Annotated in this window: 27 protein-coding genes; 10 read left to right on the forward strand and 17 right to left on the reverse strand. The window is 65.3% G+C overall.

Translation table 11 applies throughout. From position 1 onward, the window contains the following. Window positions 1-723: 723 nt before the first annotated feature. Together rpmG and IVB40_RS15735 are read right to left on the reverse strand one after the other, a co-directional pair. Window positions 724-891: a 50S ribosomal protein L33 gene (gene rpmG / locus IVB40_RS15730; RefSeq protein WP_007603295.1), complete on the reverse strand. Its 168-nt coding sequence runs from the start codon at window positions 889-891 to the stop codon at window positions 724-726. Window positions 892-1,015: 124 nt separating this feature from the next. Next, the gene (locus IVB40_RS15735) at window positions 1,016-2,341 is read right to left on the reverse strand and encodes an LLM class flavin-dependent oxidoreductase (protein WP_247434971.1); all 1,326 of its coding nucleotides are present in this window, start codon (window positions 2,339-2,341) and stop codon (window positions 1,016-1,018) included. A 215-nt stretch (window positions 2,342-2,556) separates the two neighbouring features. Between IVB40_RS15735 and IVB40_RS15740 the strand changes: the two genes are divergently transcribed. Continuing rightward, complete coding sequence (locus IVB40_RS15740; RefSeq protein ID WP_247819258.1) at window positions 2,557-3,117, forward strand: hypothetical protein; 561 nt, start codon at window positions 2,557-2,559, stop codon at window positions 3,115-3,117. On the opposite strand, the gene IVB40_RS15745 is transcribed toward IVB40_RS15740, so the two are convergent. Genes IVB40_RS15745 through topA form a run of 4 tightly spaced genes read right to left on the reverse strand, consistent with a single transcriptional unit; the run spans window position 3,118 to window position 9,447 of the window. Continuing rightward, window positions 3,118-3,867 (reverse strand): NUDIX domain-containing protein, encoded by a 750-nt coding sequence (locus IVB40_RS15745; RefSeq protein ID WP_027567325.1) that lies wholly within the window; start codon window positions 3,865-3,867, stop codon window positions 3,118-3,120. A 33-nt stretch (window positions 3,868-3,900) separates the two neighbouring features. Next, entirely contained in the window at window positions 3,901-4,335 is a 435-nt protein-coding gene (locus IVB40_RS15750; protein ID WP_247819259.1) for a DUF983 domain-containing protein, read from the reverse strand. Next, complete coding sequence (gene rnr, locus IVB40_RS15755; protein WP_247819260.1) at window positions 4,329-6,680, reverse strand: ribonuclease R; 2,352 nt, start codon at window positions 6,678-6,680, stop codon at window positions 4,329-4,331. Before rnr ends, IVB40_RS15750 begins: the two co-directional genes overlap by 7 nt. Window positions 6,681-6,687: 7 nt before the next feature. Beyond that, window positions 6,688-9,447 (reverse strand): type I DNA topoisomerase, encoded by a 2,760-nt coding sequence (gene topA, locus IVB40_RS15760; RefSeq protein WP_247462644.1) that lies wholly within the window; start codon window positions 9,445-9,447, stop codon window positions 6,688-6,690. 226 nt (window positions 9,448-9,673) lie between these two features. Between topA and IVB40_RS15765 the strand changes: the two genes are divergently transcribed. Next, a complete protein-coding gene (locus IVB40_RS15765) occupies window positions 9,674-9,913 on the forward strand; it encodes a hypothetical protein (protein ID WP_007603303.1) in 240 nt (79 codons plus the stop codon). A 302-nt stretch (window positions 9,914-10,215) separates the two neighbouring features. On the opposite strand, the gene IVB40_RS15770 is transcribed toward IVB40_RS15765, so the two are convergent. Together IVB40_RS15770 and IVB40_RS15775 are read right to left on the reverse strand one after the other, a co-directional pair. Continuing rightward, complete coding sequence (locus tag IVB40_RS15770) at window positions 10,216-10,770, reverse strand: flavodoxin family protein (RefSeq protein ID WP_247819261.1); 555 nt, start codon at window positions 10,768-10,770, stop codon at window positions 10,216-10,218. A 167-nt stretch (window positions 10,771-10,937) separates the two neighbouring features. Next, a complete protein-coding gene (locus IVB40_RS15775) occupies window positions 10,938-11,405 on the reverse strand; it encodes a helix-turn-helix domain-containing protein (protein WP_247819262.1) in 468 nt (155 codons plus the stop codon). A gap of 121 nt (window positions 11,406-11,526) precedes the next feature. Between IVB40_RS15775 and IVB40_RS15780 the strand changes: the two genes are divergently transcribed. Together IVB40_RS15780 and IVB40_RS15785 are read left to right on the forward strand one after the other, a co-directional pair. Continuing rightward, window positions 11,527-12,300 carry an SDR family oxidoreductase gene (locus tag IVB40_RS15780; RefSeq protein ID WP_247819263.1) on the forward strand — a complete coding sequence of 258 codons (774 nt, stop codon included), beginning with the start codon at window positions 11,527-11,529 and terminating at the stop codon, window positions 12,298-12,300. 178 nt (window positions 12,301-12,478) lie between these two features. Continuing rightward, window positions 12,479-12,661 (forward strand): hypothetical protein, encoded by a 183-nt coding sequence (locus IVB40_RS15785; RefSeq protein WP_247286816.1) that lies wholly within the window; start codon window positions 12,479-12,481, stop codon window positions 12,659-12,661. A 72-nt stretch (window positions 12,662-12,733) separates the two neighbouring features. On the opposite strand, the gene IVB40_RS15790 is transcribed toward IVB40_RS15785, so the two are convergent. Continuing rightward, window positions 12,734-13,342: an FMN-dependent NADH-azoreductase gene (locus IVB40_RS15790; RefSeq protein WP_247819264.1), complete on the reverse strand. Its 609-nt coding sequence runs from the start codon at window positions 13,340-13,342 to the stop codon at window positions 12,734-12,736. Window positions 13,343-13,425: 83 nt separating this feature from the next. Between IVB40_RS15790 and IVB40_RS15795 the strand changes: the two genes are divergently transcribed. Further along, window positions 13,426-13,836, forward strand: coding sequence for a helix-turn-helix domain-containing protein (locus IVB40_RS15795; protein ID WP_027567316.1), 411 nt, complete (start codon window positions 13,426-13,428; stop codon window positions 13,834-13,836). Here IVB40_RS15795 and dprA read toward each other — a convergent pair. Next, the gene (gene dprA, locus IVB40_RS15800) at window positions 13,833-14,975 is read right to left on the reverse strand and encodes a DNA-processing protein DprA (RefSeq protein ID WP_247819265.1); all 1,143 of its coding nucleotides are present in this window, start codon (window positions 14,973-14,975) and stop codon (window positions 13,833-13,835) included. The genes IVB40_RS15795 and dprA overlap by 4 nt on opposite strands. 90 nt (window positions 14,976-15,065) lie before the next feature. Between dprA and IVB40_RS15805 the strand changes: the two genes are divergently transcribed. Continuing rightward, a complete protein-coding gene (locus IVB40_RS15805; protein WP_247819266.1) occupies window positions 15,066-16,310 on the forward strand; it encodes an amidase in 1,245 nt (414 codons plus the stop codon). Here the strand turns inward: IVB40_RS15805 and IVB40_RS15810 are convergent. The 4 genes from IVB40_RS15810 to IVB40_RS15825 form a co-directional block, all read right to left on the reverse strand. Next, entirely contained in the window at window positions 16,302-17,507 is a 1,206-nt protein-coding gene (locus IVB40_RS15810; protein ID WP_247819267.1) for a patatin-like phospholipase family protein, read from the reverse strand. The two genes, IVB40_RS15805 and IVB40_RS15810, sit on opposite strands and share 9 nt — an antisense overlap. Window positions 17,508-17,653: 146 nt before the next feature. Beyond that, window positions 17,654-18,250, reverse strand: coding sequence for a glycerol-3-phosphate 1-O-acyltransferase PlsY (plsY, locus tag IVB40_RS15815; protein WP_247819268.1), 597 nt, complete (start codon window positions 18,248-18,250; stop codon window positions 17,654-17,656). A gap of 32 nt (window positions 18,251-18,282) precedes the next feature. Continuing rightward, window positions 18,283-19,584: a dihydroorotase gene (locus IVB40_RS15820; RefSeq protein ID WP_247287423.1), complete on the reverse strand. Its 1,302-nt coding sequence runs from the start codon at window positions 19,582-19,584 to the stop codon at window positions 18,283-18,285. 5 nt (window positions 19,585-19,589) lie between these two features. Next, window positions 19,590-20,537: an aspartate carbamoyltransferase catalytic subunit gene (locus IVB40_RS15825; protein ID WP_007603315.1), complete on the reverse strand. Its 948-nt coding sequence runs from the start codon at window positions 20,535-20,537 to the stop codon at window positions 19,590-19,592. Window positions 20,538-20,749: 212 nt separating this feature from the next. On the opposite strand from IVB40_RS15825, the gene IVB40_RS15830 reads away from it, so the two are divergent. Continuing rightward, window positions 20,750-21,508: a M15 family metallopeptidase gene (locus tag IVB40_RS15830; protein ID WP_247819546.1), complete on the forward strand. Its 759-nt coding sequence runs from the start codon at window positions 20,750-20,752 to the stop codon at window positions 21,506-21,508. 45 nt (window positions 21,509-21,553) lie between these two features. Continuing rightward, complete coding sequence (locus tag IVB40_RS15835; protein ID WP_247435007.1) at window positions 21,554-22,324, forward strand: type II CAAX endopeptidase family protein; 771 nt, start codon at window positions 21,554-21,556, stop codon at window positions 22,322-22,324. A gap of 138 nt (window positions 22,325-22,462) precedes the next feature. Here IVB40_RS15835 and IVB40_RS15840 read toward each other — a convergent pair whose 3' ends face one another. Further along, window positions 22,463-23,386, reverse strand: coding sequence for an AEC family transporter (locus IVB40_RS15840; protein WP_027567308.1), 924 nt, complete (start codon window positions 23,384-23,386; stop codon window positions 22,463-22,465). A 3-nt stretch (window positions 23,387-23,389) separates the two neighbouring features. Next, on the reverse strand, window positions 23,390-23,881 hold the full coding sequence (gene ruvX, locus IVB40_RS15845; RefSeq protein ID WP_027567307.1) for a Holliday junction resolvase RuvX: 492 nt from the start codon (window positions 23,879-23,881) through the stop codon (window positions 23,390-23,392). A gap of 47 nt (window positions 23,882-23,928) precedes the next feature. On the opposite strand from ruvX, the gene IVB40_RS15850 reads away from it, so the two are divergent. Next, on the forward strand, window positions 23,929-24,144 hold the full coding sequence (locus tag IVB40_RS15850; protein WP_247286798.1) for a hypothetical protein: 216 nt from the start codon (window positions 23,929-23,931) through the stop codon (window positions 24,142-24,144). On the opposite strand, the gene IVB40_RS15855 is transcribed toward IVB40_RS15850, so the two are convergent. Then, a complete protein-coding gene (locus IVB40_RS15855) occupies window positions 24,131-25,021 on the reverse strand; it encodes a LysR family transcriptional regulator (protein WP_247286796.1) in 891 nt (296 codons plus the stop codon). The genes IVB40_RS15850 and IVB40_RS15855 overlap by 14 nt on opposite strands. Before the next feature lie 95 nt (window positions 25,022-25,116). Here IVB40_RS15855 and IVB40_RS15860 point away from each other — a divergent pair, with 95 nt between their 5' ends. Next, complete coding sequence (locus IVB40_RS15860; protein WP_247819269.1) at window positions 25,117-26,091, forward strand: nitronate monooxygenase; 975 nt, start codon at window positions 25,117-25,119, stop codon at window positions 26,089-26,091. Window positions 26,092-26,106 lie beyond the last annotated feature (15 nt).

A 26,106-nucleotide genomic window follows, 5' to 3' on the forward strand; every position in this document is an offset into this window, starting at 1 on the left:
CGGTTGTCGCCCAGGAACGTCCTGGTGTCGACGCAATCCAGGTAGGATTTGTGGGTGATGGTGTCGCGGCAGGTTGGCGAGAAAGGACCGTAGTCTATGTTGCCGCCTGACTCGCTGCATCCAACCCACGGATCCTTGCCGCTTGGGAAGCTTGATGCACAGCCTCCGTTGCAACTGCTGGCGACTTTCTCCAGGCCGGCAATCCTCCCCATCACAGAACCCGGCGCATACGCAGGCGTGCGCGCGGCTGACGTTTGAGCTGTTGAGGTAGTCCGACGAGGGGCAATTGTGTTTGCTCCTCGCTCCGACACGTGTGGCCTTGCCACCTGTTTCGGCGCGTCGACCGTGACGGGGGGAATCGTGGCGGCGGAGCCGGTTGGGATTTGCGACGCTGCCGGCGCGCACAGCAAGATTGTTGACAAGGCAGCGATGGTTGAAGGCACGACAAGGCTTGATGAGAATCTCATGACCATGTCCTTCCAAAGCCGGGACGGACATTCCCGCCCGGCAAGTGCACGCTAACATACATTCGGTAGCGAGCAACCGAGGGTTGAACAAAATCTGGCGATGACTCGCTGTGCCGAGCTCAGCCCTCGTGCCCCGGACGCAGCGCAGCGTCACGTCCACGGGGCACTGCTGCGCATCCGGGACACGCGAGAGGGGCCAAAATAAAACGGGGCCCGAAAGGGCCCCGCAAAAGTCTTCTACGTTCCGCGATCTTGCTTACTTGATCTTGGCTTCGCGGAATTCGACGTGCTTGCGCGCGACGGGGTCGTACTTCTTCTTGACCAGCTTGTCGGTCATGGTGCGCGAATTCTTCTTGGCGACGTAGTAGAAGCCGGTGTCGGCCGAGGACACGAGCTTGACCTTGATGGTGACCGCTTTGGCCATGTTCAGAACCTCAGGAATGAAGGGAATCTGGAGCCGGCCAAATGGCCCGCGTTGGCCGGCAACCTAGCCAGAAACGGCCTGATGTCAAGATTTTAGGGGTCGAAAACCGCCCAAATCGGCCCGATTACGCCTCGAAGAACCGGTTTTTGGGCCGCGGCAGGCCCAGATTCTCTCTCAAAGTGGGCCCTTCATACTCTTTCCGGAAAATCCCGCGGCGCTGCAGCTCCGGCACCACCTTGTCGACGAAATCGTCTAGGCCGGCGGGCAGGAACGGGAACATGATGTTGAAGCCGTCGGAGCCGCGCCCGACCAGCCATTCCTCCATCTGGTCGGCAATGGTTTTGGCCGTGCCGACGAAGGATAGCCCGCCATAGCCGCCAACGCGTTGAGCGAGCTGGCGCACCGTGAGCTTGTCGCGGGCGGCGAGGTCGACCATGCGCTGACGGCCGCTCTTGCTGGCATTGGTCTCGGGGATTTCGGGGAGAGGGCCATCCGGGTCGAAGCCTGAGGCATCCGTGCCTAGGATGACCGAGAGCGAGGCGATGGCGCTGTCGTAATGCACGCGGCTGTCGAGCAGGGCGCGCTTCTCCCTGGCCTCGTCGACGCTGTCGCCGACCACGACAAAGGCGCCGGGGAGGATCTTGAGGTGTTCGGGATCGCGGCCAACCTTCTCCATGCGGCCCTTGATGTCGGCATAGAGTTTCTGGCTGTCGGCAAGACTGCCGCCGCCGGTGAAGACGGCTTCGGCGGTCTCTGCCGCAAGCTGCCTGCCGTCGTCGGAGGCGCCGGCCTGCACGATCACCGGCCAGCCCTGGACCGGGCGGGCGATGTTGAGGGGACCGCGCACCTTCAGATATTTGCCCTGATGGTCGAGCACATGCATCTTGGCGGGATCGACGAACACGCCGCTTTCGACATCGCGCACGAAGGCGTCATCGGCAAAGGAATCCCACAGGCCCGTGACGACGTCGTAGAACTCGCGGGCGCGCTTGTAGCGCTCGCCGTGCTCCATGTGGTCGTCGAGGCCGAAATTCAGCGCTGCATCCGGGTTCGAGGTGGTGACGATGTTCCAGCCCGCACGGCCGCCGCTGAGATGGTCGAGCGAAGCGAAGCGCCGCGCGACGTGATAGGGCTCGTCGAACGTGGTCGAGCCCGTCGCGATCAGGCCGATCCGCTCGGTGACGGCCGAGAGCGCCGACAACAGCGTGAATGGCTCGAACGAGGTGACCGTGTGGCTGCGCTTGAGCGCATTGACCGGCATGTTCAGCACGGCGAGGTGATCGGCCATGAAGAAGGCGTCGAACTTGCCGGCCTCGAGCTTCTGGATCAGCGTCTTGATGTGGCTGAAGTTGAAATTGGCGTCGGGCCAGGCCCCGGGATAGCGCCAGGCGCCGGTGTGGATGCTGATCGGGCGCATGAACGCGCCAAGCTTGAGTTGCCGTTGTGCCATCGCCCGGTATCCGTTTTTGGTGTCGTTCCGAAAGACATAGGCATGCCGCGGAACTCCGCCATCGGGGGAGGCGGGAAGATTATTTTGTTTTTCGATGTCAGCTCAGCACATTCGCGTCATCCCGGGCAACGCCCGGAACGACGGAGGAGTCCCATCGAACCGATCCACGGCTCACTCCGACCAAGCCATGACTTTCGCTCCCGAGGAGACTTTCGATGGCAGGTGCAATGACCGTGGACGGGCGCATCGTCCGCATCGACCGGCCCATGCCCTGGGTCGGGCGACTGCTGTCATTGCCGCTGCTGGCGGCGAGCTTCTATCTGCTGTGGAATGTCGGGCTCGGCCTGCGGCAGGATTTCTCCGGTTTTGGCCGGCTCGCCGATGATCTCATGCCGGTGCTGGTGTTCACGGGACTCGGGTTGCTCGTCGGCATCCCCGGAATCATCCTGCTCACCTTCCGCACCTTCGTCGTGCTGAACGAGACGCTGCGCCAGATCGTCATCACCAGGCAGTTCGGCCCGCTGAATTTTCGCAACCATCGCGATCTCGCCGATTATCATTTCATCAGCATTACCGACGAGGACGATCCGGCGCTGACGACATACGATGTCAATCTCTGCGGCAACAAAGGGACCGAGCCGATCACGCTGATGAGCTTCACCAAGCGCGAGGAAGCCAGTTGGTTCGCCAGCGAGCTCGGGCGAGTGCTGAACGTTCCCGCGCGCGACTATGTCGGCACCGAGCCTGATGCGGACGATGCGGACGTCACAAACTGATCAGCTCAAAATGTCCTTCTGCATCTTGCCGCCGTAGAAATGGAAGAACGGCACCGGTGCATCATGGCGGAGCGGGCCGGTGGCGAGGCGCGCGTCGAGCTCGTTGAGCACGTTGCGCGTCATCGGATGGAGATCGGCGAGCGGCTTCGAGCCGAGCTCGACCCAGACCAGCTCGACAAGCTCGGCATCGGCATGGATCACGCCGTCGACGCGATGGGTGATCGCGGAGGCGTCCGCCGTGAAGAAGCGCGTGTCGAACCGCTTGACGCGGCCGGGCGGCGTGATCGCGCGCGCGATCAGGAACAGGCTGGAGGGATCGGGCAACAGGCCCGCATCGGCGAACGGTTTCCAGGCGCCTTCGAGTTTGGCCTTGCCTTCGGCCTTGCGCCCGAGGCAGAGACCCGTTTCCTCGCAGGCCTCGCGGATCGCGGCAATCGCCAGCGACTTCGCGCGAGAGGCCGGCGTCTTCGGACTGCCTTTGGCGAGATTGGCTTCCAGCTCGGCGGTTACAGGCGCCGCGCACGGCACGCGATAATCGTCCTTGTCGACGCGGCCGCCGGGGAAGACGAACTTTCCGGGCATGAACACCACGTTGTCGTGGCGCTTGCCGACCAGGACTTTTGGAATGGCGCCGCTGCGATCGACCAGGATCAGTGTCGCCGCATCCCGCGGGCGGAAATAGGGATGATGGTCGGCTTCCTTGCCCTCGTGGATCTTGGCCTTGTCGGCTGCCTGCGACGTATCCGTCATGTCCTCACCCAAACTGCTTCTTGTTTATTTTGCCTACACCGGCGGAATACCATCCGTCGGGTTCTCGTCAAACCCGTGCATGCGCAGAGCCCATTGCAATCCGACCACGGCTCCCTTCACCGGCTGCAGTAGTGCGAGCGAGGCGACGAAGGTGAAGGGCAGATAGGCCGCGAAGCTGATCCAGACCGGCGTGGTGTAATTGGTCTCGATCCAGAGGATGCTGGGCACCACGATATGGCCGACGATGACGATGACGAGATAGGCGGGCAGATCGTCGGCCCGATGCGGGGTGAAATCGAGGCCGCAGACCGAGCAATTGTCCGCGGTCTTCAGGAAGGCGCGGAACAGTCTTCCGTCGCCGCAGCGGGGGCAGCGGCCGCGAAAGCCGCGCTTCATGGCAGCAAAGACGTCGCGCTTCTCGACGAGGCCGGTCTCGCGGGTCCAGATCTTCGGGGTTGTGCTCACCATGCCTTACCCTTCTGACCCTTGCCTTTGCTTTTTCCCTTCGCCTTTTGGCCCTTGCCGGGCTTCGGCTTGTCCGGCTTGCGCTTCTTGTCGGGACTGCGCCCGGGATGCGCCTTGAACGAGGGGCGGCGTTGCGGACCAGATCCCCTGCGGCTCCGCGGCGCGGACTCACCGGACGATGACAGCAGCTCGAATCGTAGCGCGCCCGCGATCGGAGCTGCCTCGATCAGGCGGACGTCGACGACATCACCGAGCTGATGCATGGTGCCGCTGCGCGTGCCGACCAGGGCGTGCCGGCCCTCGTCATAGTTGAAATATTCCGTGCCGAGGGATCGGATCGGGATCAAGCCGTCGGCGCCGGTCTCAGCGAGCTTGACGAACAGGCCGGCGCGCGTGACGCCGGAGACGCGGCCCTGGAAGCTCGAACCGATGCGGTCGGCGAGGTGATGGGCGATCAGGCGGTCGACGGTCTCGCGCTCCGCCTTCATCGCCCGCCGCTCGGTCACCGAGATGTGGGCTGCGACCTCGCTCAACGTTTCCGGCGTCTCGGTGTCGGGCAGCGCGCCTTCGCCAAGCCCGAGCGCGCGAACCAGCGCGCGGTGCACGACGAGGTCGGCATAGCGGCGGATCGGCGAGGTGAAATGCGCATAGCGGCGCAGGTTCAGGCCGAAATGACCGTAATTCTCCGAGGAATATTCGGCCTGCGCCTGGGCGCGCAACACGACCTCGCTCACCAGCGGAAAGTGGTCGTGGCCTTCGAGCTGCGCCAGCACGCGGTTGAACAGAGCGGGGCGCAGCGCGCCGCCTTTCGCGAACGGAACGTCCAGTGTCGCCAGGAATTCCGCGAGCGCGTGGACCTTTTCCAGGGTCGGCTCGTCATGCACGCGGTAGATCAGCGGCAGCGACTTCTTCTCGAGCATTTCGGCTGCCGCGACATTGGCGAGGATCATGAACTCCTCGATCAGCTTGTGCGCGTCGAGCCTGTCGGGCACGACGACGCGGTCGACCGTGCCGTCGCTCTTCAACAGGATCTTGCGCTCGGGCAGATCGAGATTGAGCGGATCGCGCTCGTCTCGCCCGCGCTTGACGCAGGCATAGGCCGCATAGAGCGGCCGCAGGATCGGATCGAGCAGGGGGCCGGTGGTGTCGTCCGGTCGGCCGTCGATCGCGGCCTGCGCCTGGGCGTAGTTCAGCTTGGCTGCGGAGCGCATCAGGATGCGATGGAAGCTGTGCGAGCGTTTGCGCCCATCGGGGGCGATGATCATCCGCACCGCGAGCGCGCCGCGCGGCTCGCCCGGCACCAGCGAGCACAGATCGTTGGAGATGCGCTCGGGCAGCATCGGCACGACGCGGTCGGGGAAATAGACCGAGTTGCCGCGGTCGAGCGCGTCGCGGTCGAGCGCGGTGCCAGGCCGCACGTAGAAGCTCACGTCGGCGATGGCGACATCGACGATGAAGCCGCCTCTGTTGTTGGGATCAGGATCCGGCTGCGCGTGCACCGCGTCGTCGTGATCCTTGGCATCCGGGGGATCGATGGTGACCAGCGGCACGTCGCGCCAGTCCTCGCGCCCCTTCAGATTGGCCGGCTCCGCCGCTTCGGCCTCGCGCTCCGCCGCGGGGCGGAATTGCAGCGGGATGTCGTGCGCGTAGATCGCGATCAGGCTGATCGCCTTCTCCGACTTGACCGAGCCGAGCTTCTCCTTGACGCGGCCTGACGCCAGCCCAAAGCCGCGCGAGCGGATGATGTCGACGCTGACGAGATCGCCGTCCTGCGCGCCGTGCGTCTCGGTCGGCGCGATGTTCAGCTCGCGGTCGGCGGACTTCTTGTCGACGGGGATGATCCGTCCGCCGCCCTCGGGCAGGCTGCGGAAGACGCCGAGGATGCGGCTCTTGGTCTTGTCGAAGACCTTGATGATGTGGCCGCGATAGGCCGGGCCTTCGGTCTCGTCGGAGCGCTCGACCCGCAGCAGCGCGCGATCGCCAATGCCGGCCGCGGTGCCGGGTTTTGGCCGGCGCGGCATCGTGATGAGGATCTTTGGCGGTTCGCCGCTTTCGACCTCGTCCCATTCGGTGGGGGAGGCGACCAGCTCGCCGTCGGTGTCGCGGCCGGTGATGTCGGCGACCAGCGTCGGCGGCAGGCTGTCCGGCTCTGAAATCGTATGGCGCTTTTTCTTGACGAGCCCGTCGTCGGCGAGCTCGCGCAGCATGCGCTTGAGCTCGATGCGGTCGGCGTTCTTCAGGCCGAACTCGCGCGCAATTTCGCGGGTTCCGACCTTTCCGGGATTTGCCTTGATGAAGGCGACGATGGCTGCCCGGTCGGGAAAGCCACGGTCATTCTTGCGTTTCACTTAGCCTCTATTTGGTGCCGGCACTTTTCTTGGCCGGAGCTTTGGCGCCGGATGCCTTGGTCGGCGACGTCTTGATGGCCGAAGTCTTGGCCGTCGACGACACGGCGGCGCGCGCCTTGCTGGTGGATTCGGATTTGGGTTTGGCCGCCTTCTTCGCGGCCGGCTTTTTGGTTTTTGGCGCGGCGTCGTCGCCGTCGGCGGCCTTGGCAGCAGCCTTCTTGGCCTTGGCCGGCTTCGCCGCCTTCTTCGGTTTCTTGCCGCCGCCCTTGGCCGCGCGCTCGTCGATCAGCGCGATCGCCTGCGGCAGCGTGATGGCGTCTTTCTCGATGTCGCTCGGGATCGTCGCGTTGACGCCGCCCGCCGTGACATAGGCGCCGTAGCGGCCGCCCTTCACCGTGACGGTGCCGAGGGTGGGATGATCGCCAATCGCCTTGCCGGGATCGGCGCCGAAGCGGCGGCTCGGGCCCTTGGCGATTTTCTCCGCGATCAGCGTCACGGCCCGGTTGATGCCGATGTCGAACACTTCGTCGCCGGCCTCGAGGCTGGCATAGGTCTTCTCGTGCTTCACGAACGGCCCGAAGCGGCCGAGACCTGCGGTGATCGGCTCACCGGTTTCCGGATGCTTGCCGATCTCGCGCGGCAGCGACAGCAGCTTGAGCGCAAGCTCGAGCTCGACATCTCCAGGAGAAGTCCCCTTCGGAATGCCTGCGCGCTTCGGCTTCTCGCCCTCCGCATAATCCTTCTGCTCGCCAAGCTGGATGTAGGGGCCGAACCGGCCGGCTTTGACCCAGACATCGCGACCCGTATCGGGGTCCTGGCCGAGCGAACGATCGGCGGTGGCTTCGCCGTCGGCGGCGAGCTGACGGGTGTAGCGGCATTCCGGATAGTTCGAGCAGCCGACGAAGGCGCCGAATTTGCCGGCCTTCAGATTGAGCCGGCCGTTGCCGCAGCTCGGGCATTGCCGGATGTCGCCGCCATCGGTGCGGGGAGGATAGATGTGCTGCCCCAGCATGTCGTCGAGCACGTCGAGCACTTGGGCTACGCGCAGATCCTTGATCTCGTCGACCGCGCCGATGAAGCCGGTCCAGAAATCCTTCAGCACCTGCTGCCAGGAGATCTCGTTGTTGGAGATGCGGTCGAGCTGCTCTTCCAGATTGGCGGTGAAATCGTATTCGACGTATCGGGCAAAGAAGCTTTCGAGGAACGCGACCACGACCCGGCCCTTGTCCTCGCCGTGCAGGCGCTTCTTTTCGAGCTTGACGTAGCCGCGGTCTTTGAGGACCTGGAGGATCGAGGCATAGGTCGAGGGCCGGCCGATGCCGAGCTCTTCCATGCGCTTGACCAGCGAGGCTTCGGAGAAGCGCGGCGGCGGCTCGGTGAAATGCTGGGTGACGGCGAGCGACTGCCGCTTCAGCGCGTCATTCGGGCTCATCGCGGGCAGGCGGCGGGAGTCCTCGTCCTCCTCGTCGTCGCGGCCTTCCTGATAAAGTGCGAGGAAGCCGTCGAACTTGACGACCTGGCCGGTGGCGCGCAGGTCCAGCGTGCGGCCGCCAACCTTCGCCGTGATGTCGACCGTGGTGCGTTCCAGTTCGGCCGATTCCATCTGGCTCGCGATGGTGCGCTTCCAGATCAGCTCATAGAGCCTCGCCTGATCGGACTCAAGCTTGCGGCTCATGCTGTCGGGGCGGCGCGACATGTCGGTCGGCCGGATCGCTTCGTGGGCTTCCTGGGCGTTCTTGGCCTTGGCCTGGTACTGGCGCGGCGCGTCCGGAACGTAAGCGTTGCCGTAATCCTCGCCGATCACCTTGCGGGCCTGGGTGATCGCGGACGGGTCGATCTGCACGCCGTCGGTACGCATATAAGTAATGAGTCCGGTGGTCTCGCCGCCGATATCGATGCCTTCATAGAGCCGCTGCGCGATGCGCATGGTGTGCGCCGGCGCAAAGCCGTATTTGCGACTGGCTTCCTGCTGCAGCGTCGAGGTGGTGAAGGGGGCCTGCGGATTACGCCGGGCCGGCTTGGCATCGACCGTGGTCACCGCGTAGGCGGCTGCTTCCAGCGCCTTCTTGAAGTCTTCGGCTTCCGCGCCGGTGCCGATGTCGAGGCGCTGGATCTTCTTGCCGTCGGCGCCGACGAGACGGGCTTCGAAGGCGTCGCCGCGCGGCGTCAGCAGGGTCGCGATCAGCGACCAGTATTCGCGGGCAACGAACTTTTCGATCTCGAGCTCGCGGTCGCAGACCAGCCGCAGCGCTACCGACTGCACGCGGCCCGCCGAGCGGGCACCCGGCAGCTTGCGCCACAGCACGGGGGAAAGGGTGAAGCCGACCAGATAGTCCAGCGCGCGGCGCGCCATATAGGCGTCGACCAGCGCACCGTCGATCTGGCGCGGATGCTTCATGGCGTCCGTGACCGCCTGCTTGGTGATGGCGTTGAACACCACGCGCTCGATCTTGTGGTCCTTGATCGCGCGCTTCTCTTTCAAGACCTCCAGCACGTGCCAGGAGATGGCCTCGCCCTCGCGATCAGGGTCGGTGGCGAGAATCAGGCGGTCAGCGTTCTTGAGGGACTTGGCAATGTCGTTGAGCCGGCCGGCCGCCTTGGGGTCGATCTCCCAGATCATCTTGAAATTGGCGTCGGGATCGACGGAGCCGTTCTTCGCCGGCAAGTCGCGGACATGGCCAAACGAGGCCAGAACCTCGTAGGACGAGCCCAAATACTTGTTGATCGTCTTGGCTTTCGCCGGCGACTCCACAATGACGATATTCATGTAGTTCCAGTAACTTATGGGGAAATTTGGGGCCGAATTCGATGAGATTCGGGTCGGCCCTTTCGTCCCGAACATGGGTGGTGAGGCCGTCGCTGTCAAATCGAGGGGTGTTGAAAGCCATCCCGACGGGAAAAGTTTCATATCGAGAAAGTTGCAAAATACCACCTTTGAGTTGCGGCCGATGTCGGCGTAATGTTTCCGCGGGGCATGGATTCGGGTGGGGCTGGTGACTAAGCCAGGAAAGAAACGGGCGGGCGCCGCATCGCGCGCGGCGGGAGGCTCGCGTCACGAGGAACCGGGGGAGGGCGGCGTCGAGGAGGCGGTCGCCTTCATCGCCGAGCAGGTCGGGGCGCTGCGCAAGCTTGCCGAGCGGCACAAGCTCGACGTGCTGCATTATCTCCTGGGAATGACCAAGCTGGAGGCCGACGAGCATCTGCGGCTGCGGAGCAAGCGCAAGCTGTCGTGAGGGCACCCGGCGAGTATCAGACCCGTCATCCCCGCGCGAGCGCGTAGCGCTCGTCGCTGGAGGCGCGAGTGGCGCGATGCAAAGCATCGCGCCGGGAGCCTCGAAGGATGAGCGGCCGGGATGCAGCCGGGCTGTCGTCCTTCGAGGCTCGCCCTGCTTTGCAGGACGAGCACCTCAGGATGACGGCGAGAGATTGGAGCACGCTGCACCAAAGTCGTCATTGCGAGCGCAGCGAAGCAATCCAGAATCCCACCGCGGAAAGACTCTGGATTGCTTCGCTTCGCTCGCAATGACGGGTGAGGTTAGCCGTTGCGGCTTGCCATTCTGGCCAATCGCTGACCGAGATATTCGGCCGTACCGAGGTCGCTCTGAGGCAACGAGCCGTCAATCAAGTGTGTTGCCAAGCCAAGCTGGCTGCCTAAACGATTCCGACCGCTCGGGTCCTCGCCACCCGGAATATCCAGTCCGCACCAGAGCATGCCGTGTTGCGCAGTCAGAATGGAAAAGTAGGACAGCGTGTGGAGTTGGTCGCCGCCAGCGCAGGCCCCCGTCGTGAATCCTGCTGCGATCTTGTTGGCCCAGGCTTGCTTGCTCCATCTGTCGCTCGAAGCGTCTGCAAAAGCTTTGAATTGGGCGGCGGGTCCGCCCATGTAGGTGGGGCTGCCAAACGCAACGGCGCTAGCGCCGTCAATCGTCTCCAGTAAGCTCTCATTCTTAAACCGGCCTGATACGATGTCGCCGCCGGTGATGCGACAGAGCGTGACATCCGCCATGCCATCCGCACCGCGCGCGACCGCGTGCGCCAGCTTCTCGGTGGTGCCTGAGATGGAAAAATAGACGATGGCGAGGAGGGGCATCGTGGTGCCACTTGCTGTGTCCAGCCATCTTTGACGCCGTCGATGTTTTGTACAAGTCCCCCACGCAGTCATTGCGAGCGCGGCGAAGCAATCCAGAGTCTTTCCACGTGGCAGTCTGGATTGCTTCGCTGCGCTCGCAATGACGGGGTGGTGGCAGTTCGACGTTACTAGGCCGACCGCCGTCGCGGCGCTGGCCGCGGCTTCAGCATGGTATCGGCTTGCGTCAGCAGCCGCCCGTCTTCGGCGCGTAGCTCGAGCTTCTTCACCGGGCGGCCTTTCTCGCGATCGACCAGGATGGTCGAGATCTCCGACGGCCGATCGTCGAATTCCTCGCTCCATTGCCGCAGGGCTACCAGGATCGGGAAAGTGCCGCGGCCCTTTTCCGTCAACACATATTCCTGGTAGGCGCTGCCGTCGGAGGCGGGGGCCGTGGTCAGGATGCCGTGGTCGACCAGCGCGCGCAGCCGGGCCGACAAGATGTTCTTGGCCATGCCGAGCTTGTTCTGAAACTCGCCGAAGCGGCGCAGGCCGAACAGCGCCTCACGGATGATCAGCAGCGACCACCAGTCGCCGATCGCTTCCAGCGAGCGCGCGATCGGACAGGCATTGCCCTCGAAGCTCGTTCGTTTCACCATGGTCCAGTCCTTTCGCGATCGCACGGTCCAGTCGCCGTTCACGCGCTCGTGTGGTTGCATCTTAAAACCAGATAGCCTAGATGGCAATTATAGTTTTATGATGCAACCACTGGAGGCGAACGTGAGACTGAAGAACAAGACGGCCCTGATCACCGGCGGCAATAGCGGCATTGGGCTGGCAACGGCAAAGCTGTTCGTGGCCGAGGGCGCCAAGGTGGTGATCACCGGGCGCAACAAGGAGACGCTCGAGGCGGCCGCGAAGGAGCTCGGGCCGAACGCGCTCGCGCTCGCCGCGGACGCCACCGACATTGCGGCGACCGAAGCTGCGATCAAGAAGGGCGCCGAAAAGTTCGGCAAGTTCGACATCGTGTTCGCCAATGCCGGCATCGCCGGCGGCACGCCGCTGGGATCGGCCACGCTGGGAGTCTTCGCGAAGGTCATCAGCACCAATCTGACCAGCGTGTTCTTCACCGTGCAGTCCGCGCTGCCTTATCTCAACGACAACGCTTCGATCATCCTCAGCGGCTCGGTGATCTCCGTGCTCGGCATTCCCGGCTATTCGGCGTATGGCGCCGCCAAGGCCGGCGTGCGCGCGATGGCGCGGATCATGGCATCAGAACTGTCGCCGCGCGGCATTCGCGTCAACGTGGTCGCGCCCGGTGCGATCCGCACGCCGATCTGGGGACCTGCGACCGCGACGCCCGAAGCCGAGAAGGCGTTCGAGAAGCGGATCGCGCTGACGACGCCGCTGGGGCGCATTGGTGAAACAGATCACGTCGCGAAGACGGTGCTGTTCCTCGCCTCCGACGATTCCGCGCATGTGCAGGGCCAGGAAATCTTCGTCGACGGCGGCGCAGTCGCCTCTCCGAGCGGCGCGCCGATCTATCGCGGCTGATCAATTGAAGTGAAAATTGAATCGGTCGGCGCACGCAAAACCGGTTGCGCCGACCGGTTCCCACGCCTCACGAGCTGTATTTTCTGAACCTTGCGTGAGGCGTTGAACCTTCGCTTGCGCTGCCAAGACACTTTTACGGGCAGGGGGTCACGAAGACTCATTTTCAAGGGAGCCCGATATGCCAAAGGCAGCTCGTATTATTTCCCCGATTTCAGCACCGCGTATTTACACCGAAAACTCCACCATTCCCGCCAAGCGTTCCGACACCTCCGAATTCATCGGGGTCGCTCTTTTCTCCGGCATCGGCCTGTTCGTTTCGCTCGTCGCCGTCATCCTCGGCATTCAGGGCGCCTGGTTTTAGCTTCGCCGACCGCGCACCGGTCGATCAGCCGCCGCAAGCGATGTTGCGGCGGCTGACGATGTGCGCGTTGCGTCAGGCCGCGCGGAGGCTGGTTGCCGCCTCAAGCGCGCTTGCGAGCGACTTCTCGCGATGCTCCGGCCCGACCTGGATGCCATCGGCGCTGATGAATTCGGGATGATGGATGCCCATGAAGCCGAACACGCCACGCAGATAGCTTTCGAGGTGCTCCAGCGACGCGGCGGGCGTGCCCGCGCCGTAATAGCCCCCGCGCGAGATCGCGAAGATCACGCGCTTGCCGCCGGCAAGGCCCTGCGGTCCGTTCGCGCCGTAGCTGAACGTCTTCCCCGCGACGAGGACCCGGTCGATCCAGGCCTTGAGCTGGCTCGGAATGGTGAAATTGTACATGGGCGCGCCGATCACGACGATGTCAGCGGCAAGGAATTCGCCCAGCGCGGCCTTGCTGGCGGCGAGGTCGGGGCCGAGTTCCGCCGGCGCAGGCGCGCCTTGCGCGGCCGCGAGATGCGAACCGGAGAGATGGGCGAGTGGGCTCTGCGTCAGGTCGCGATAGACGATGTCGAGCGACGGTGTCGCCTGCCTGAGACGGTCGACGATGGCGGCGGAGACCTGCCGGGAAACGGAGTGGGGGCCGAGCACGCTGGAGTCGATGTGGAGGAGTTTCATTCGGGATCACCCTAGTATATGTTTGTAACCAGAGCTACATGAGTGACTATCGAAATCCCCGCAAGAACGCACCTTTTTGAGCCATGGGCACATCCTTGAAACCTGCGCACATCGATTTGACTGCCCCGCCGATGCCGGATCGCGACCACGCGGACTGCCGCGGCGTCGCCTCGATCCTCGCGCGCGTCGGCGACAAATGGAGCGTGTTCGTGATCATGATGCTGAGCGACGGGCCCAAGCGCTTCAACGAGCTCAAGCGCATGATCAACGGCATTTCGCAGCGGATGCTGACCTTGACGCTGCGCGGGCTCGAGCGTGACGGCCTGGTCACCCGCACGATCTTCCCGACCATTCCGCCGCGCGTGGATTACGAGCTGACCGATCTCGGCCGCGGACTGCAGCAGCCGGTGAGGGCCCTCGGCGAATGGGCGATCACGCATCAGGAGCAGATCGCCTCGGCGCGCACGCGCTTCGACGAGCGGAACACTCCTTAAAGCAGCGAGACCAAGCCACCGCCGTGGCGTTCGAGCCGGCCGGCGAGCTCGAGCTCCAAGAGCACGGTGCGCACGATGGCCGGCGAGGCGCCGGACATCCGCACGAGATCGTCGATCGTGACAGGGGCGGGGCCGAGCAGGCTGGTGATCTGATCGCGGTCGTGTCCTTGCGGATCGCTTTCGAACGGCTCGCTGTCGGGCTCGTTCGCGGTGCGCATCAGCGGCCGCTCCATGATCGGTGCGACCGCGTTGACGACGTCGGCGGCTTCGCTGACGAGCGTCGCGCCCTGCTTGATCAGATCGTTGGTGCCGGCGGCGCGCGGATCGAGCGGCGAGCCCGGCACCGCGAACACTTCGCGGCCCTGTTCGGCGGCCATGCGCGCGGTGATCAACGAGCCCGAGCGATGCGCCGCCTCCACCACGACCACGCCGAGCGCGGCGCCCGAGATCAGCCGGTTGCGGCGGGGGAAGTCGCGGGCGCGCGGCTCGTGGCCGAGCGGCATCTCGGAGATCGCAGCACCCTTGCGATCGAGGATCGAGGCCAGCAGATCGCCATGCTCCGGCGGATAGATGCAGTCATGGCCGCCGGCGAGCACGGCGATGGTGCCGCTCTCGACACTGGCGCGGTGCGCGGCCTGGTCGACGCCGCGGGCAAGGCCGGAGATGACGACAAAGCCGGCCTCTCCAAGCTCGCGGGCGAGCTGACCGGCGAATTTCAAGCCTGCACCGGAGGCGTTGCGCGAGCCGACGATCGCGATCATCGGCCGCATCAGCGTTGCAGTGTCGCCGCGCACGGCGAGCAGCGGCGGCGCATCGTCGAGCGTTGCCAGCCGCGCCGGATAACCGTCCTCGCCGGGCGCGAGCCAGGCAATTCCGAACTTGCGGCTCGCGGCAAGCTCGGCTTTCGCCTCGTCAGCGCCACAGATGCGCGCCGATCGCTGCGCACCGCCGCGGCGTGCCAGATCCGGCAGCCGCTCCAGCGCCGCGCGCGCCGTGCCGAAATGATCGACCAGCGACCGGAACGTGCGTGGCCCGACATTGTCGGACCGGATCAGCCGCAGGCGGTCGATCCGGTCGGCCTCGGTCATCTCTACACTTGGATTGATGGCGTCCACGGCGGCTCCTTGCAGGCACAGCATGGAACAACCTGAGGGCGTGGGCAACAGCGGCGTGCGCTTGCGCGGCTTCGTCGCGATGCTAAAAGCGATCCCAATAAGAAGGGTATTGCCATGATCTCACTCGCCGACCTCCAGCGCCGCATCGAAGCGGGCGAGCTTTCGCCCGAGTCCGCCATAGCGCAATCGCATGCGGCGATCGAGGCGCGGGAGAAGGAGGTCCACGCCTTCGTCCGTCACGACAGCTCCGCGAAGGCGCAAGGCGCCGGGCCGCTGCGCGGTATCGCGGTCGGGATCAAGGACATCATCGACACCGCCGATTTCCCGACCGAGATGGGATCGTCGATCTATCGCGGCTGGCAACCGCGCGCCGACGCGCCTGTCGTGATGATGCTGAAGCGTGCGGGCGCCACCATCATCGGCAAGACCACGACCACCGCGTTCGCCTCGCGCGATCCAACCCCGACGCTCAATCCGCATAACCTCGGCCATACGCCGGGCGGCTCGTCCTCGGGCTCGGCTGCGGCCGTCGGCGCCGGCATGATCCCGCTGGCGCTGGGCACCCAGACCGGCGGCTCAGTGATCCGCCCCGCCGCCTATTGCGGCACCGCCGCGATCAAGCCGTCGTTCCGGATGCTGCCGACGGTCGGCGTCAAATGCTATTCGTGGGCGCTCGACACGGTCGGCCTGTTCGGCGCGCGCGCGGAGGACCTCGCGCGCGGATTGCTGGCGATGACCGGCCGCACCGAATTTGCCGGCATCGTGCCGGCGAAAGCGCCGCGCATCGGCGTGGTCAGGCAGGAGTTTGCCGGTGCCGTGGAGCCGGCCGCCGAAGAGGGGCTGCAAGCCGCGATCAAGGCCGCCGAGAAGGCTGGCGCCAGCGTGAAGACTATCGATCTGCCGGAGGCGGTGCAGGAGGCCTGGCGTATCCACCCGATCATTCAGGACTTCGAGGCGCATCGCGCGCTCGCCTGGGAATTTTCCGAACGCCACGACGAGATCGCGCCGATGCTGCGCGCCAGTCTCGATGCTACGGTCGGTCTCACACCCAAGGACTATGACGACGCGCGCCGGATCAGCCGCCGCGGACGCCGCGAGTTCGGCGAATTGTTCGAGGGGTTCGACGTGCTGCTGACCTATTCGGCGCCGGGCGCGCCGCCGGCCAAGGAGCTCGCGAGCACCGGCGACCCCCGCTACAACAGGCTCTGGACGCTGATGGGCAACCCTTGCGTCAACGTGCCGGTGCTCAAGGCCAATGGCCTGCCGATCGGCGTGCAGGTGATCGCACGCTTCGGCAACGACGCGCATGCGCTGGCGACGGCGTGGTTCCTGGAGCAGGCGCTGGCGAAATCAGGCTAGCGCAGGCTCGCGGGGAACGATGCGCTGGCCGGATGCGGCCGGCGCTGCGCTGTGATCGGTGCCTTGCTTGAGCCAGCGCCCGGCGGCCTCGCGGCCGCTGCGGTGAAGCGCGCGAATGAAGCCGCGGCCGAGATCGGTGGACGAGCGCTGCGCCAGGCCGTCGACGAAATCTTCCGCGGCGATCCTGGAGAGCCGCAGCGACGATGCGGCCTGCGATTGCGCCCATTCCATCGCCGCGATCTCGGCATTGAGGGCGGCGTTGGCCGCGATCTGATCCAGCCTGCGGTCGATCGCGGCGAGCGTGATCGGCACGTAGCTGTCGCGCGCCGGCGTGACCTGGACCAGCAGGATTTCGGTGCTCGTCGTCTCCGGCACGAGCCGCAGCAGGGGCGGATTGCCGCCGAGGCCGCCGTCCCAATAAGCCTCGCCGTCGATCTCCACCGCGCAATGAACCAGCGGCGGACAGGTCGAGGCCAGCGCGACGTCGGCGGTGATCACGTCGTTGCGGAAGATCTGCTGCTGCCCGTCGCGGATCCGGGTCGCCGCGATCAGCAGCTTCGGGCAGCGCGGGTCGCGCAAGGCGGAAAAGTTGATGTCGCGCGACAGCGCCTGCCGCAGCGGATCGAGATCGAACGGATCGAACTGGCCGGAGCGCAGCGTCGGACCGAACGCGACCGAGCTTCCCGCCGGCGAGAAGCCGCCGATCAGCATCAGCGATCGGAACGAGGCTTCGTGCATCAGCCGGATCCAGAACCGGTTCAGCCGCGCACGCGCGCCTTCGCGGCCACCCTCGGCGAAACCGGAGGCGAGCAGCAGCGCGTTGATGGCGCCGGCGCTGGCGCCGCTGATGGTGTCGATTGCGATGGATGGCTCTTCCAGCAGCCGCTCCAGCACGCCCCAGGTGAACGCGGCGAAGGTGCCGCCGCCCTGAAGCGCCAGCGATAGCTTTTGCGGCGGCCATTGGTTGGCTAGGGGTTGCGCGGGTGCAACTGGTCCCGCGGCGATCACTGCCTCAACTGTTAGAGGAGCTTGCGCGATGCGAGCAGGCTGCGGCGCTGGTGGCGAAACGGGCACAGGCTTGGGAGCAGGAACCGGCGAGGGCGCACCGGACCAGATATCCGTGGTCGAGAGCATCCGGCTTGCCGCAGTGCCCTGCAAGCCACCTTCAACATGCGCGCTGACAATCTTCTCGCTCATTCTGAGCAACCGCGTAGAGCCATGTCCATGATCAGGGCCAAGGCCTGGAACCCGTTCGTCCATACAGCCGTGATTCGGCTGCAAGTTGCGAACACCATTTGCGATATAATGCAGAAGGGGTGCCGCGGTATCCGTGGATTCCCGGCTTATGCCTTCTCGCCGATCCGGCTTTCATTGCCCGATTGCAGCCGCTTGATGTTCTCGCGATGAGCGTAGAACAACAGCAGCGTCAGCACCGCCGCCAGCGTCGCGAGTGCGGGCTGGCCGAACCACAACAGGAACAGCGGGGTGATGAACGAGGCGACCAGGGCCGAGAGCGAGGAATAGCGGGCGGTGAAGGCGGTCGCCAACCAGAGCAAGCAGAACACCACCGCAGCCGGCCAGAACAGCCCGAGCATGATGCCGATATAGACTGCGACACCCTTGCCGCCTTTGAATTTAAGCCAGACCGGGAAGAGATGGCCGAGGAAGGCGCCAAGTCCGGCCAGCATCGCGGCATTGGGACCGGCGATGTAGCCCGCGATCACCACCGCCACGGTGCCCTTGAGCGCGTCGAACAGCAGGGTTGCGGCGGCAAGGCCCTTGCGCCCCGTGCGCAGCACATTGGTGGCGCCGATGCTGCCGGAGCCGATCGAGCGGATGTCCTGCGTGCCGCCGAGTTTCGTCAGGATCAGTCCGAACGGAATCGAGCCGAGCAGGTAGCCGATGACAAAAGCCACCGGCAGGAACAATTCAAGCGCCATGTCTGCAAATTCCCTGGCTGCAGCTCCGCACGTCAGACATGCTCGTACACCGTCCGTCCGCCGACAATGGTGCGCACCACGCGCCCTGTAAAGCGGGCCTCGTCGAACGGCGTGTTCTTGCAGGGCGATTTGAGGTCGGCGGGATCGACCACCCAGGGGACATCGGGGTCGATCACGATGACGTCGGCCGGGGCGCCCGTGCGCAGGGTTCCGCCAGGCAATCCCAAAATCTCGGCCGGCCGGGTCGACATCGCGCGGATCAGCGTCTTGAGATCCAGCTCGTCATTGTGCACGAGGCGAAGGCCCGCCGGGAGCATGGTCTCCAGCCCGATGGCGCCGGGGGCCGCTTCCGCGAAAGGCAGGCGCTTGACCTCGACGTCCTGCGGATTGTGGTCGGACATGATGACGTCGACGAGGCCGGAGGCGACGGCGGCGACCAGCGCGCGGCGGTCGTCCTCGGTGCGCAGTGGCGGCGACAACTTCAGGAACGAACGGTAAGGGCCGATGTCGTTCTCGTTCAGCGCAAGGTGGTTGATCGAGGCCGAGGCGGTCACGGCGAGGCCGGCGTCGCGGGCGCGCCGGAGGATTTCGAGCGACTCGATGCAGGTCAGCGACGCCGCGTGATAGCGGCCGCCGGTGAGCGCGACCAGGCGCATGTCGCGCTCCAGCATCACGGCCTCCGCCGCGTTCGGGATGCCCATCAGTCCGAGTCGCGAGGCGAATTCGCCCTCGTTCATCACGCCTTCGCCGACGAGATCGCGATCCTCGGTGTAGTGCACGATCAGCGCGTCGAAATCGCGCGCGTAGGTCAAGGCGCGGCGCATCACCTGCGCATTGATCACGCTCTTGTCGCAATCGCTGAAGGCGATCGCGCCGGCCGCCTTGAGGAGGCCGAACTCGGTCATCTCCTCGCCGTGCATGCCCTTGGTCAGCGCCGCCATCGGCTGGATGTTGACGATCGCGGTGTCGCGGGCGCGACGCATCACGAAGTCGACGGTCGCCGAGTTGTCGATCACCGGCAAGGTATCGGGCTGGCAGATGATGGTGGTGATGCCGCCGGTCGCAGCCGCCTGGCTCGCAGACGCAAAGGTCTCGCGATGGCTGAAGCCGGGCTCGCCGACGAAGGCGCGCATGTCGATCAGGCCGGGTGCGACGATCTTGCCGGCGCAGTTGACGACGTCGGTGCCCTCGGGGACGCCGGCAGCGCCAATGCCGCGGCGGGTCTCCCGGATGATGCCGTCGGCAATCAGGACGTCGCCGGGGCCATCAAAATCCCGGGAGGGGTCGACGACGCGGGCGTTGGCAAGCAGGATGGGTCGGCGGTCGGTCAACATGAGCATCACGCGTTCGGCAGGTTGCGGGCGAGCGCTTCCAGCACCGCCATGCGCACGGCCACGCCCATTTCCACCTGTTCGCGGATCAGGGACTGCGCGCCGTCAGCGACCGCAGTGTCGATCTCGACGCCGCGATTCATGGGGCCGGGATGCATGACAAGGGCGTCTGGCTTGGCGTAGGCGAGCTTCTTCTGGTCCAGCCCGAAATAATGGAAATACTCGGAGGTCGACGGCACGAAGGAGCCGTTCATGCGCTCGCGCTGGAGCCGCAGCATCATGACGATGTCGGCGCCGTTGAGCCCCTCGCGCATGTCGCGCGCGACCTCGACGCCCATCCGCTCGATGCCGGGCGGCAGCAGCGTGGAGGGGCCGACGACGCGGACACGGGCGCCCATCGCGTTGAGCAGGATGATGTTGGAGCGGGCGACGCGCGAATGCAGCACGTCGCCGCAGATCGCGACCACGAGGCCCTCGAGCCGGCCCTTGTTGCGGCGGATGGTCAGCGCGTCGAGCAGGGCTTGTGTCGGATGCTCATGCGCGCCGTCGCCGGCATTGATCACGGAACCGTCGACCTTTCGGGCCAGCAGTTCCACCGCGCCGGAGGCGTGATGGCGCACCACCAGGATATCCGGGTGCATGGCGTTGAGCGTCATGGCGGTGTCGACCAGCGTCTCGCCCTTTTTGATGGACGATGAGGACACCGACATGTTCATGACGTCGGCGCCCAGCCGTTTGCCGGCGAGCTCGAACGAGGATTGGGTCCGGGTGGAAGCCTCGAAGAAGAGGTTTACCTGCGTCCGTCCACGCAGGACGGTGCGCTTCTTGTCAACCTGGCGGTTGAGCTCGACATATTCTTCGGACAGGTCGAGGAGGCCGGTGATGTCGGCCGCGGAAAGGCCCTCGATGCCCAGCAAATGCCGGTGGCCGAGGACGAAGGTCGATTTCGATGTCATTAAAGCGAGAGCTATAGGCGGGGATGGCCGGGGGGGCAAGGGCCAAAGCCCATGAGGGGAGTTATCCCCCGATCTGTCGGTCTTATCGCTGTGGCGTGAGCTGTCCCCGTCTTCTCCGTCATGCCCGGGCTTGCCCCGGGCATCCACGTTCTTAAGGTGCTGTCGCAGAAAAGGCGTGGATGGCCGGGACAAGCCCGGCCTTGACGACTGGGATGCATTTCGTGAAATCAATTCTGGCAGCGTTCCTGGCGCTAATGACGATCAGCACCGCCCACACTCAATCGCTTCCCGGCGGTTTCGTCTATTTGCGCGACATCGACCCCAGCATCATCCAGTACATCCGCTACGCCACCTCGAACAATTTCGTCGGCCGTCCGCTCGCTGGCTACGGCGTCGGCGAATGCGTGGTGAAGCGGGAGATTGGGCTGCGGTTGAAGGCGGTGCAGCAGGAACTGGTGGCGCAAAATCTCTCGCTGAAAATGTTCGACTGCTACCGGCCGGCGCGAGCCTCGCTCGACATGGTCAGGTGGTCGCAGAACGGCCGTGAGACGGCCGCCGAGCGGCGCTACAATCCCAAAATTCCCAAGACCGAGCTGTTCCGCCTCGGCTACATCGCAAGCCGCTCGCAGCATTCGACGGGCGCCGCGCTCGATCTCACGCTGGTCGATCTCAAGGCGGACAATTCAGGCAAATACGACCCGTCAAAGGCCTACGCCGACTGTACCGCGCCGGTCGAGGCGCGCCCGCCCGAGGGCAGTGTCGACATGGGCACGGGTTACGACTGCACGGACGCGAAAGGGCATACCGCCGCGCCAACGGTCAGTCCGGACCAGCGCGCCTGGCGCAAGCGGCTCGTGGCTGCGATGGCGAGGCAAGGGTTTGTGAACTATGCGAAGGAGTGGTGGCACTTTTCACTGCCGGGGGCGGGCGGGGCGGCCTATGATTTTCCGATTCCGCCGCGGATGAAGTAGATCGCAACCGACGCGCCCGGAATGCCTCCCAATGAAAGCGCTTTGATGGATTCGCTCAATCCCGATCATCCGCCGCCGACCGTGACGCCTGCGCACGAGGCGCCGCGCGTCTGGAAATTCTGGGGCACGGCGCTGTGGGGGATCGTTATCTTCGCTGCAATGTTCGTCGGGCAGATCGGCGCCATCGTTCTGCTGGCGGTGCAGCGTGGCCTGCCGATGGACCTCGCCTCGCTTCAGCTCGTCGGCGGCGAGCCGCAGGCGCTCGCGCTGTCGGTGATACTGGGCTTGCCGGCGACACTGGCTGCGGTGTGGCTTGCCATCCGCATCAAGAAGGCCTCCTTCGTCGACTATCTCGCGCTACGCTGGCCGTCCTGGAAGCAACTCCTGTTCGGCGCGGTCGGGCTTGTCCTGATCGTCGTGGCCTGGGAGACGATGTCGCGGAGCCTCGGCCGCGAGGCCACGCCGGGCTTCATGACCGATCTGTTGAAATCTGGTCGCGACAAGGGCGCAGCCTTCTTCCTGCTGTTCGCCTTCAGCGTGGCAGCGCCGATGTCGGAAGAGGTTTTGGCGCGCGGCTTCCTCTATCGCGGCTGGTCGGCGAGCTTCCTGCGCGTGCCCGGCGCGATCATCCTGTCGTCGCTGCTGTGGACGGTCGTGCACCTGCAATACGACCTGTACTTCCTCGCCGAGGTCTTCTCCATCGGCCTGTGGTTTGGCTATATGCGCTATCGCAGCAGCTCGCTCTGGCTCACGATCGTGCTGCACGCGCTGAACAATCTGACGGCGGTGGTGCTGACGATGTGGCTGGGGAGCTAGCCCGACGGTCGCCCAAGTTCCGTCATTGCGAGCGAAGCGAAGCAATCCAGAATCTGTCCGCGGAGAGACTCTGGATTGCTTCGTCGCAAGGGTTCCTCGCAATGACGAGAAGGAGAGCTGCGCTCGCAATGACGAATTCTAGGCCACCAGCGCGATCACGATCGGCATCGTGATCGCCGCTAGGATCGTCTGCAGCGTGATGATCTGCGCCAGTAGTGGGGCATCGCCGCCCATCTGTCGGGCCAGCACATAGGCGCTGGTGGAAGTCGGCACGGCGGCGCAGATCGCGACGATGGCGAGGCTGTCGCCGGACAGTCCGAACCAGACGGCGAGCACCAGGGCGACCACGGGCATCAGCACCAGCTTGAACACCACGCCGATAGCGGCGCCTGCGCTGGGGCGGAGCAGGCCTTCAAGATGCAGGCCGGCGCCGGTGACGAGCAGGCCGATGGCGAGGGAGGAGCGGCCGAGTGCGTCTGCCACCTCATGCCAGATCCTGGGCAGCGGCAGGTGGATGACATTGATGACGAGACCGATCACGCAGGCCCAGATCAGGGGATTGCGGACAACCGTCATGACGATCGCGCGCGCGGATTGCTTCTCCGGAGCGGCGTAGTGCGCGAGCACAGCCACGCTGAGGACGTTGACCAGCGGAATGATCGCCACCATCGCGACGGAGGCGAGCGCCAGCCCGACCTCGCCGAACATATTGGCGGAGACGGACAGCGCCACATAGGTCTGCCAGCGGATCGCGCCCTGGAAGATCGAGGTGAAGGCGGGGCCGTCGATATCGAGACGCGACAGGGCCGGGCGGAGCGCGAGGCAGAGCAGCGACATCGCGAGCGCGGAGAGCAGCAGCGCGCCGCCGACGCCGGCGACCGGCACCCTGGACAGGTCGGCCTTCACCAGCGTCTGGATCAGCAGCATCGGAAACAGCACGAAATAGGTCAGCCGCTCCAGCCCGTTCCATTGCGTGTCGAGCCGCATCAGGGTGCGCTTCAGCACCACGCCGAGCACGATGAGGATAAAGACGGGAAGGAGCGCCGCGATCACGACGGCCATGGATCAGCCGGGCCCCGGGGCTGCGCGCAGATTGGCGAGGCGGTCGAGCGCGCCTTGCAGGATGAAGATCGCGGCGTGCTCGTCGATCACTTCGGCGCGCTTGGCGCGGCTGACGTCCATGCCGATCAGCTCGCGCTCGACCGCGGCGGTCGACAGACGCTCGTCCCAGAGGCCGATGGGCAGCGCGGTCAGGCCGGCGAGGTTGCGGGCAAACGCCCGGGTCGATTGCGCGCGCGGGCCTTCGCTGCCGTCCATGTTGATGGGCAGGCCGAGCACGAAGCCGACGGCCTTACGTTCACTGGCAATCGCGAGCAGCCGGGCGGCATCCTGCTTGAACGCCTTGCGCTGGATGGTCTCGACGCCGGTCGCTAACCGACGGTCCGGATTGGAGACGGCAACGCCGATGGTCTTGGTGCCGAGATCAAGGCCGACCAACCCGCCGCGTTCGGGCCAGTGGGTTGCAGCATCGACGAGAGGCAGGATAAGAGCCGGCATGGGATCAGCGCATATCACGCGTCAGGCTGCGGAGTGAACCTGTAACTATGGATGCGCTGACATTATTCGGCTTGGTCGCCGTGACAGCGATGCTGGTCACTTACGCCCTGGAAGACCGCAGCCACTGGTTCGTGCTGCTGTTCGCGATGTCCTGCGTGCTCGGTTCGGCTTACGGCTTCCTGCAAGGGGCTTGGCCCTTCGGCGTGGTCGAAGCGATCTGGGCCGTTGTGGCGCTGCGGCGCTGGCATCTCAGGCCGCGATGACATCGTCGTCTTGCTTCAAGCAGGCGGCAAATCCGTTCAGCGCACTGGTTTGATGTCCGGCACGACGCTGGATGAAGAGCGTCTCGACCTGCGCGTGAGAATGGCTCAGCGCGTGGATCGATACGCTGCCGCTGATCGCGCTGCGTTCGACCACGGCGCGCGGCAGCAGCGTCACGCCCATGTCGGCGGCGACACAGCCGATCATGCCGTCAAGCGTGCCGAGGTCGAAGCGTGCGGCCGACGGCCAGCCGAACTCGACAAAGATCTGCTCCAGCCGCTGCCGGTAGGTGCAGCCGGTGCGGAACGTCAGCGCGGTCGGGCCGGATTCCGGCGTCCCGGCGCGCAGCTCGGCGAGCGTGGCCCAGCGCCGCGCGCTGACCAGCACCAGCTCTTCGCGGAACGCGCTCGTCGTGGTGAGATCTGCATGCGCGATCGGACCTGCGACGAAGGCGCCGTCGAGCGTGCCTTCGAGCACGCAAGCGACGAGGTCGGCTGTGGGCGCGGTGCGCAGGCTCAGCCGCACGGCGGGAAAGCGGCGATGAAAATCAGCCAGCAGCGGCGGCAGCCGCACGGCCGCGGTCGTTTCCATCGAGCCGATCGCGAGCGGTCCCTTGGGCTCGCCGTCGTCGCAGGCAGCGAGCACGGCCTCGCGCGCTAATGCGGACATCCGTTGCGCGTAGGGCAAAAGGCGCTTGCCCGCGCCGGTCAGGGTCATGCCGCGGCTATGCCGTTCGAACAGCGGCGTACCGATCTCCGCCTCCAGCGCCTTCACGCGCTGGGTGACGTTCGACTGCACCGTGTTGAGCTCTTCGGCCGCGCGGGTGATGCCCCCGGTGCGGGCGACGGCGGCGAAGGTCTGGATGTCGCTGAGTTCCATGGCATCGTTTCGCTTTTGAGATGGTAGCGTTCGTTAGAATTCAATTTTAGAGAATGGTATTCTGGACTAATGTTCGTGTCGAGAGCGGAGGAGCCATGCCGATCACCACGCCGCTGACCCAGCTCCTGGGGATCAAGCATCCGATCCTGCTGGCTCCGATGGACACGATCGCCGGCAGCCGGCTGACGCGGGCTGTCAGCGAGGCCGGCGGCTTCGGGATCCTGGGTGGTGGCTACGGCGATCAGGAACGGCTCGAGGCCGAGACCAGGCAACTGAGCGGACTTGCGTCGTTCGGTATCGGCTTCATCACCTGGAGCCTGGCAAAACAACCAAGACTTCTCGACATCGCACTCGACGCCCATCCGCAAGCGATCATGCTGTCATTCGGCGATCCCGCACCATTTGCAGCGCGCATCAAGGCGTCCGGGGCGCGCTTGATCTGCCAGGTGCAGAGCGAGGACATGGCGAAGCAGGCGCTCGACGCCGGTGCGGACATCCTGATCGCGCAGGGGACCGAAGCCGGGGGCCATGGCGCATCGCGCACCACCGTCGACATCGTACCTTCTATCGTTGATCTCGCCGCCGGGCGCGTGCCGGTGGTTGCCGCCGGCGGAATCGCCGATGGTCGCGGGCTCGCGGCGATGATGATGCTGGGCGCCTCCGGCGTGCTGATCGGCACGCGCTTCTATGCGAGCGTGGAGGCCAATGGTGCGGAGGAGGCCAAGCAGCGCATTCGCGACGCCGATCCCAATGACACGGCGCGCGGCGTCATCGTCGACTGGTCGCGCAGCCTGTTCTGGCCGGCGCCGTTCACCGCGCGAACGCTGGTCAACGATCATATCAGGCGCTGGACCGGCCGCGAGGTCGAGCTGCTGCAGCGCGCCGCCGAGGTGACCGTCGACTATGCCGCGGCAAGGGCAGCGGGCAATTTTGAGGTCGCCGCGGTCTTTGCCGGTGAGGCTGTCGGCCTGATCCATGATATTCCGTCCGCCGCCGAAATCGTCGAACGGATCGCGACCGAGGCCGAGCAACTGCTAGCCGGCCGGCGTAATTCCAGCCTGTCCGCCTAAACTGCGAGAGAACAA

Origin of the sequence: Bradyrhizobium sp. 40, from assembly GCF_023100925.1 — a bacterium.
Classification (GTDB): Bacteria; Pseudomonadota; Alphaproteobacteria; order Rhizobiales; family Xanthobacteraceae; genus Bradyrhizobium.

Excerpts from the sequence above, each read along its gene's own strand:
- IVB40_RS15745 (WP_027567325.1), bottom strand. The coding sequence starts at position 3,867 with ATGACGGATACGTCGCAGGCAGCCGACAAGGCCAAGATCCACGAGGGC.
- IVB40_RS15775 (WP_247819262.1), bottom strand. The coding sequence starts at position 11,405 with ATGGTGAAACGAACGAGCTTCGAGGGCAATGCCTGTCCGATCGCGCGC.
- IVB40_RS15795 (WP_027567316.1), top strand. The coding sequence starts at position 13,426 with ATGGGCACATCCTTGAAACCTGCGCACATCGATTTGACTGCCCCGCCG.
- topA (WP_247462644.1), bottom strand. The coding sequence starts at position 9,447 with ATGAATATCGTCATTGTGGAGTCGCCGGCGAAAGCCAAGACGATCAAC.
- IVB40_RS15750 (WP_247819259.1), bottom strand. The coding sequence starts at position 4,335 with ATGGTGAGCACAACCCCGAAGATCTGGACCCGCGAGACCGGCCTCGTC.
- IVB40_RS15810 (WP_247819267.1), bottom strand. The coding sequence starts at position 17,507 with ATGAGCGAGAAGATTGTCAGCGCGCATGTTGAAGGTGGCTTGCAGGGC.
- plsY (WP_247819268.1), bottom strand. The coding sequence starts at position 18,250 with ATGGCGCTTGAATTGTTCCTGCCGGTGGCTTTTGTCATCGGCTACCTG.
- IVB40_RS15840 (WP_027567308.1), bottom strand. The coding sequence starts at position 23,386 with ATGGCCGTCGTGATCGCGGCGCTCCTTCCCGTCTTTATCCTCATCGTG.
- dprA (WP_247819265.1), bottom strand. The coding sequence starts at position 14,975 with ATGCTGTGCCTGCAAGGAGCCGCCGTGGACGCCATCAATCCAAGTGTA.
- IVB40_RS15785 (WP_247286816.1), top strand. The coding sequence starts at position 12,479 with ATGCCAAAGGCAGCTCGTATTATTTCCCCGATTTCAGCACCGCGTATT.
- IVB40_RS15850 (WP_247286798.1), top strand. The coding sequence starts at position 23,929 with ATGGATGCGCTGACATTATTCGGCTTGGTCGCCGTGACAGCGATGCTG.
- IVB40_RS15855 (WP_247286796.1), bottom strand. The coding sequence starts at position 25,021 with ATGGAACTCAGCGACATCCAGACCTTCGCCGCCGTCGCCCGCACCGGG.
- IVB40_RS15735 (WP_247434971.1), bottom strand. The coding sequence starts at position 2,341 with ATGGCACAACGGCAACTCAAGCTTGGCGCGTTCATGCGCCCGATCAGC.
- IVB40_RS15860 (WP_247819269.1), top strand. The coding sequence starts at position 25,117 with ATGCCGATCACCACGCCGCTGACCCAGCTCCTGGGGATCAAGCATCCG.
- IVB40_RS15820 (WP_247287423.1), bottom strand. The coding sequence starts at position 19,584 with ATGTTGACCGACCGCCGACCCATCCTGCTTGCCAACGCCCGCGTCGTC.
- IVB40_RS15770 (WP_247819261.1), bottom strand. The coding sequence starts at position 10,770 with ATGCCCCTCCTCGCCATCGTCTATTTTTCCATCTCAGGCACCACCGAG.
- ruvX (WP_027567307.1), bottom strand. The coding sequence starts at position 23,881 with ATGCCGGCTCTTATCCTGCCTCTCGTCGATGCTGCAACCCACTGGCCC.
- IVB40_RS15830 (WP_247819546.1), top strand. The coding sequence starts at position 20,750 with ATGCATTTCGTGAAATCAATTCTGGCAGCGTTCCTGGCGCTAATGACG.
- IVB40_RS15790 (WP_247819264.1), bottom strand. The coding sequence starts at position 13,342 with ATGAAACTCCTCCACATCGACTCCAGCGTGCTCGGCCCCCACTCCGTT.
- IVB40_RS15825 (WP_007603315.1), bottom strand. The coding sequence starts at position 20,537 with ATGACATCGAAATCGACCTTCGTCCTCGGCCACCGGCATTTGCTGGGC.
- IVB40_RS15740 (WP_247819258.1), top strand. The coding sequence starts at position 2,557 with ATGGCAGGTGCAATGACCGTGGACGGGCGCATCGTCCGCATCGACCGG.
- rpmG (WP_007603295.1), bottom strand. The coding sequence starts at position 891 with ATGGCCAAAGCGGTCACCATCAAGGTCAAGCTCGTGTCCTCGGCCGAC.
- IVB40_RS15835 (WP_247435007.1), top strand. The coding sequence starts at position 21,554 with ATGGATTCGCTCAATCCCGATCATCCGCCGCCGACCGTGACGCCTGCG.
- IVB40_RS15805 (WP_247819266.1), top strand. The coding sequence starts at position 15,066 with ATGATCTCACTCGCCGACCTCCAGCGCCGCATCGAAGCGGGCGAGCTT.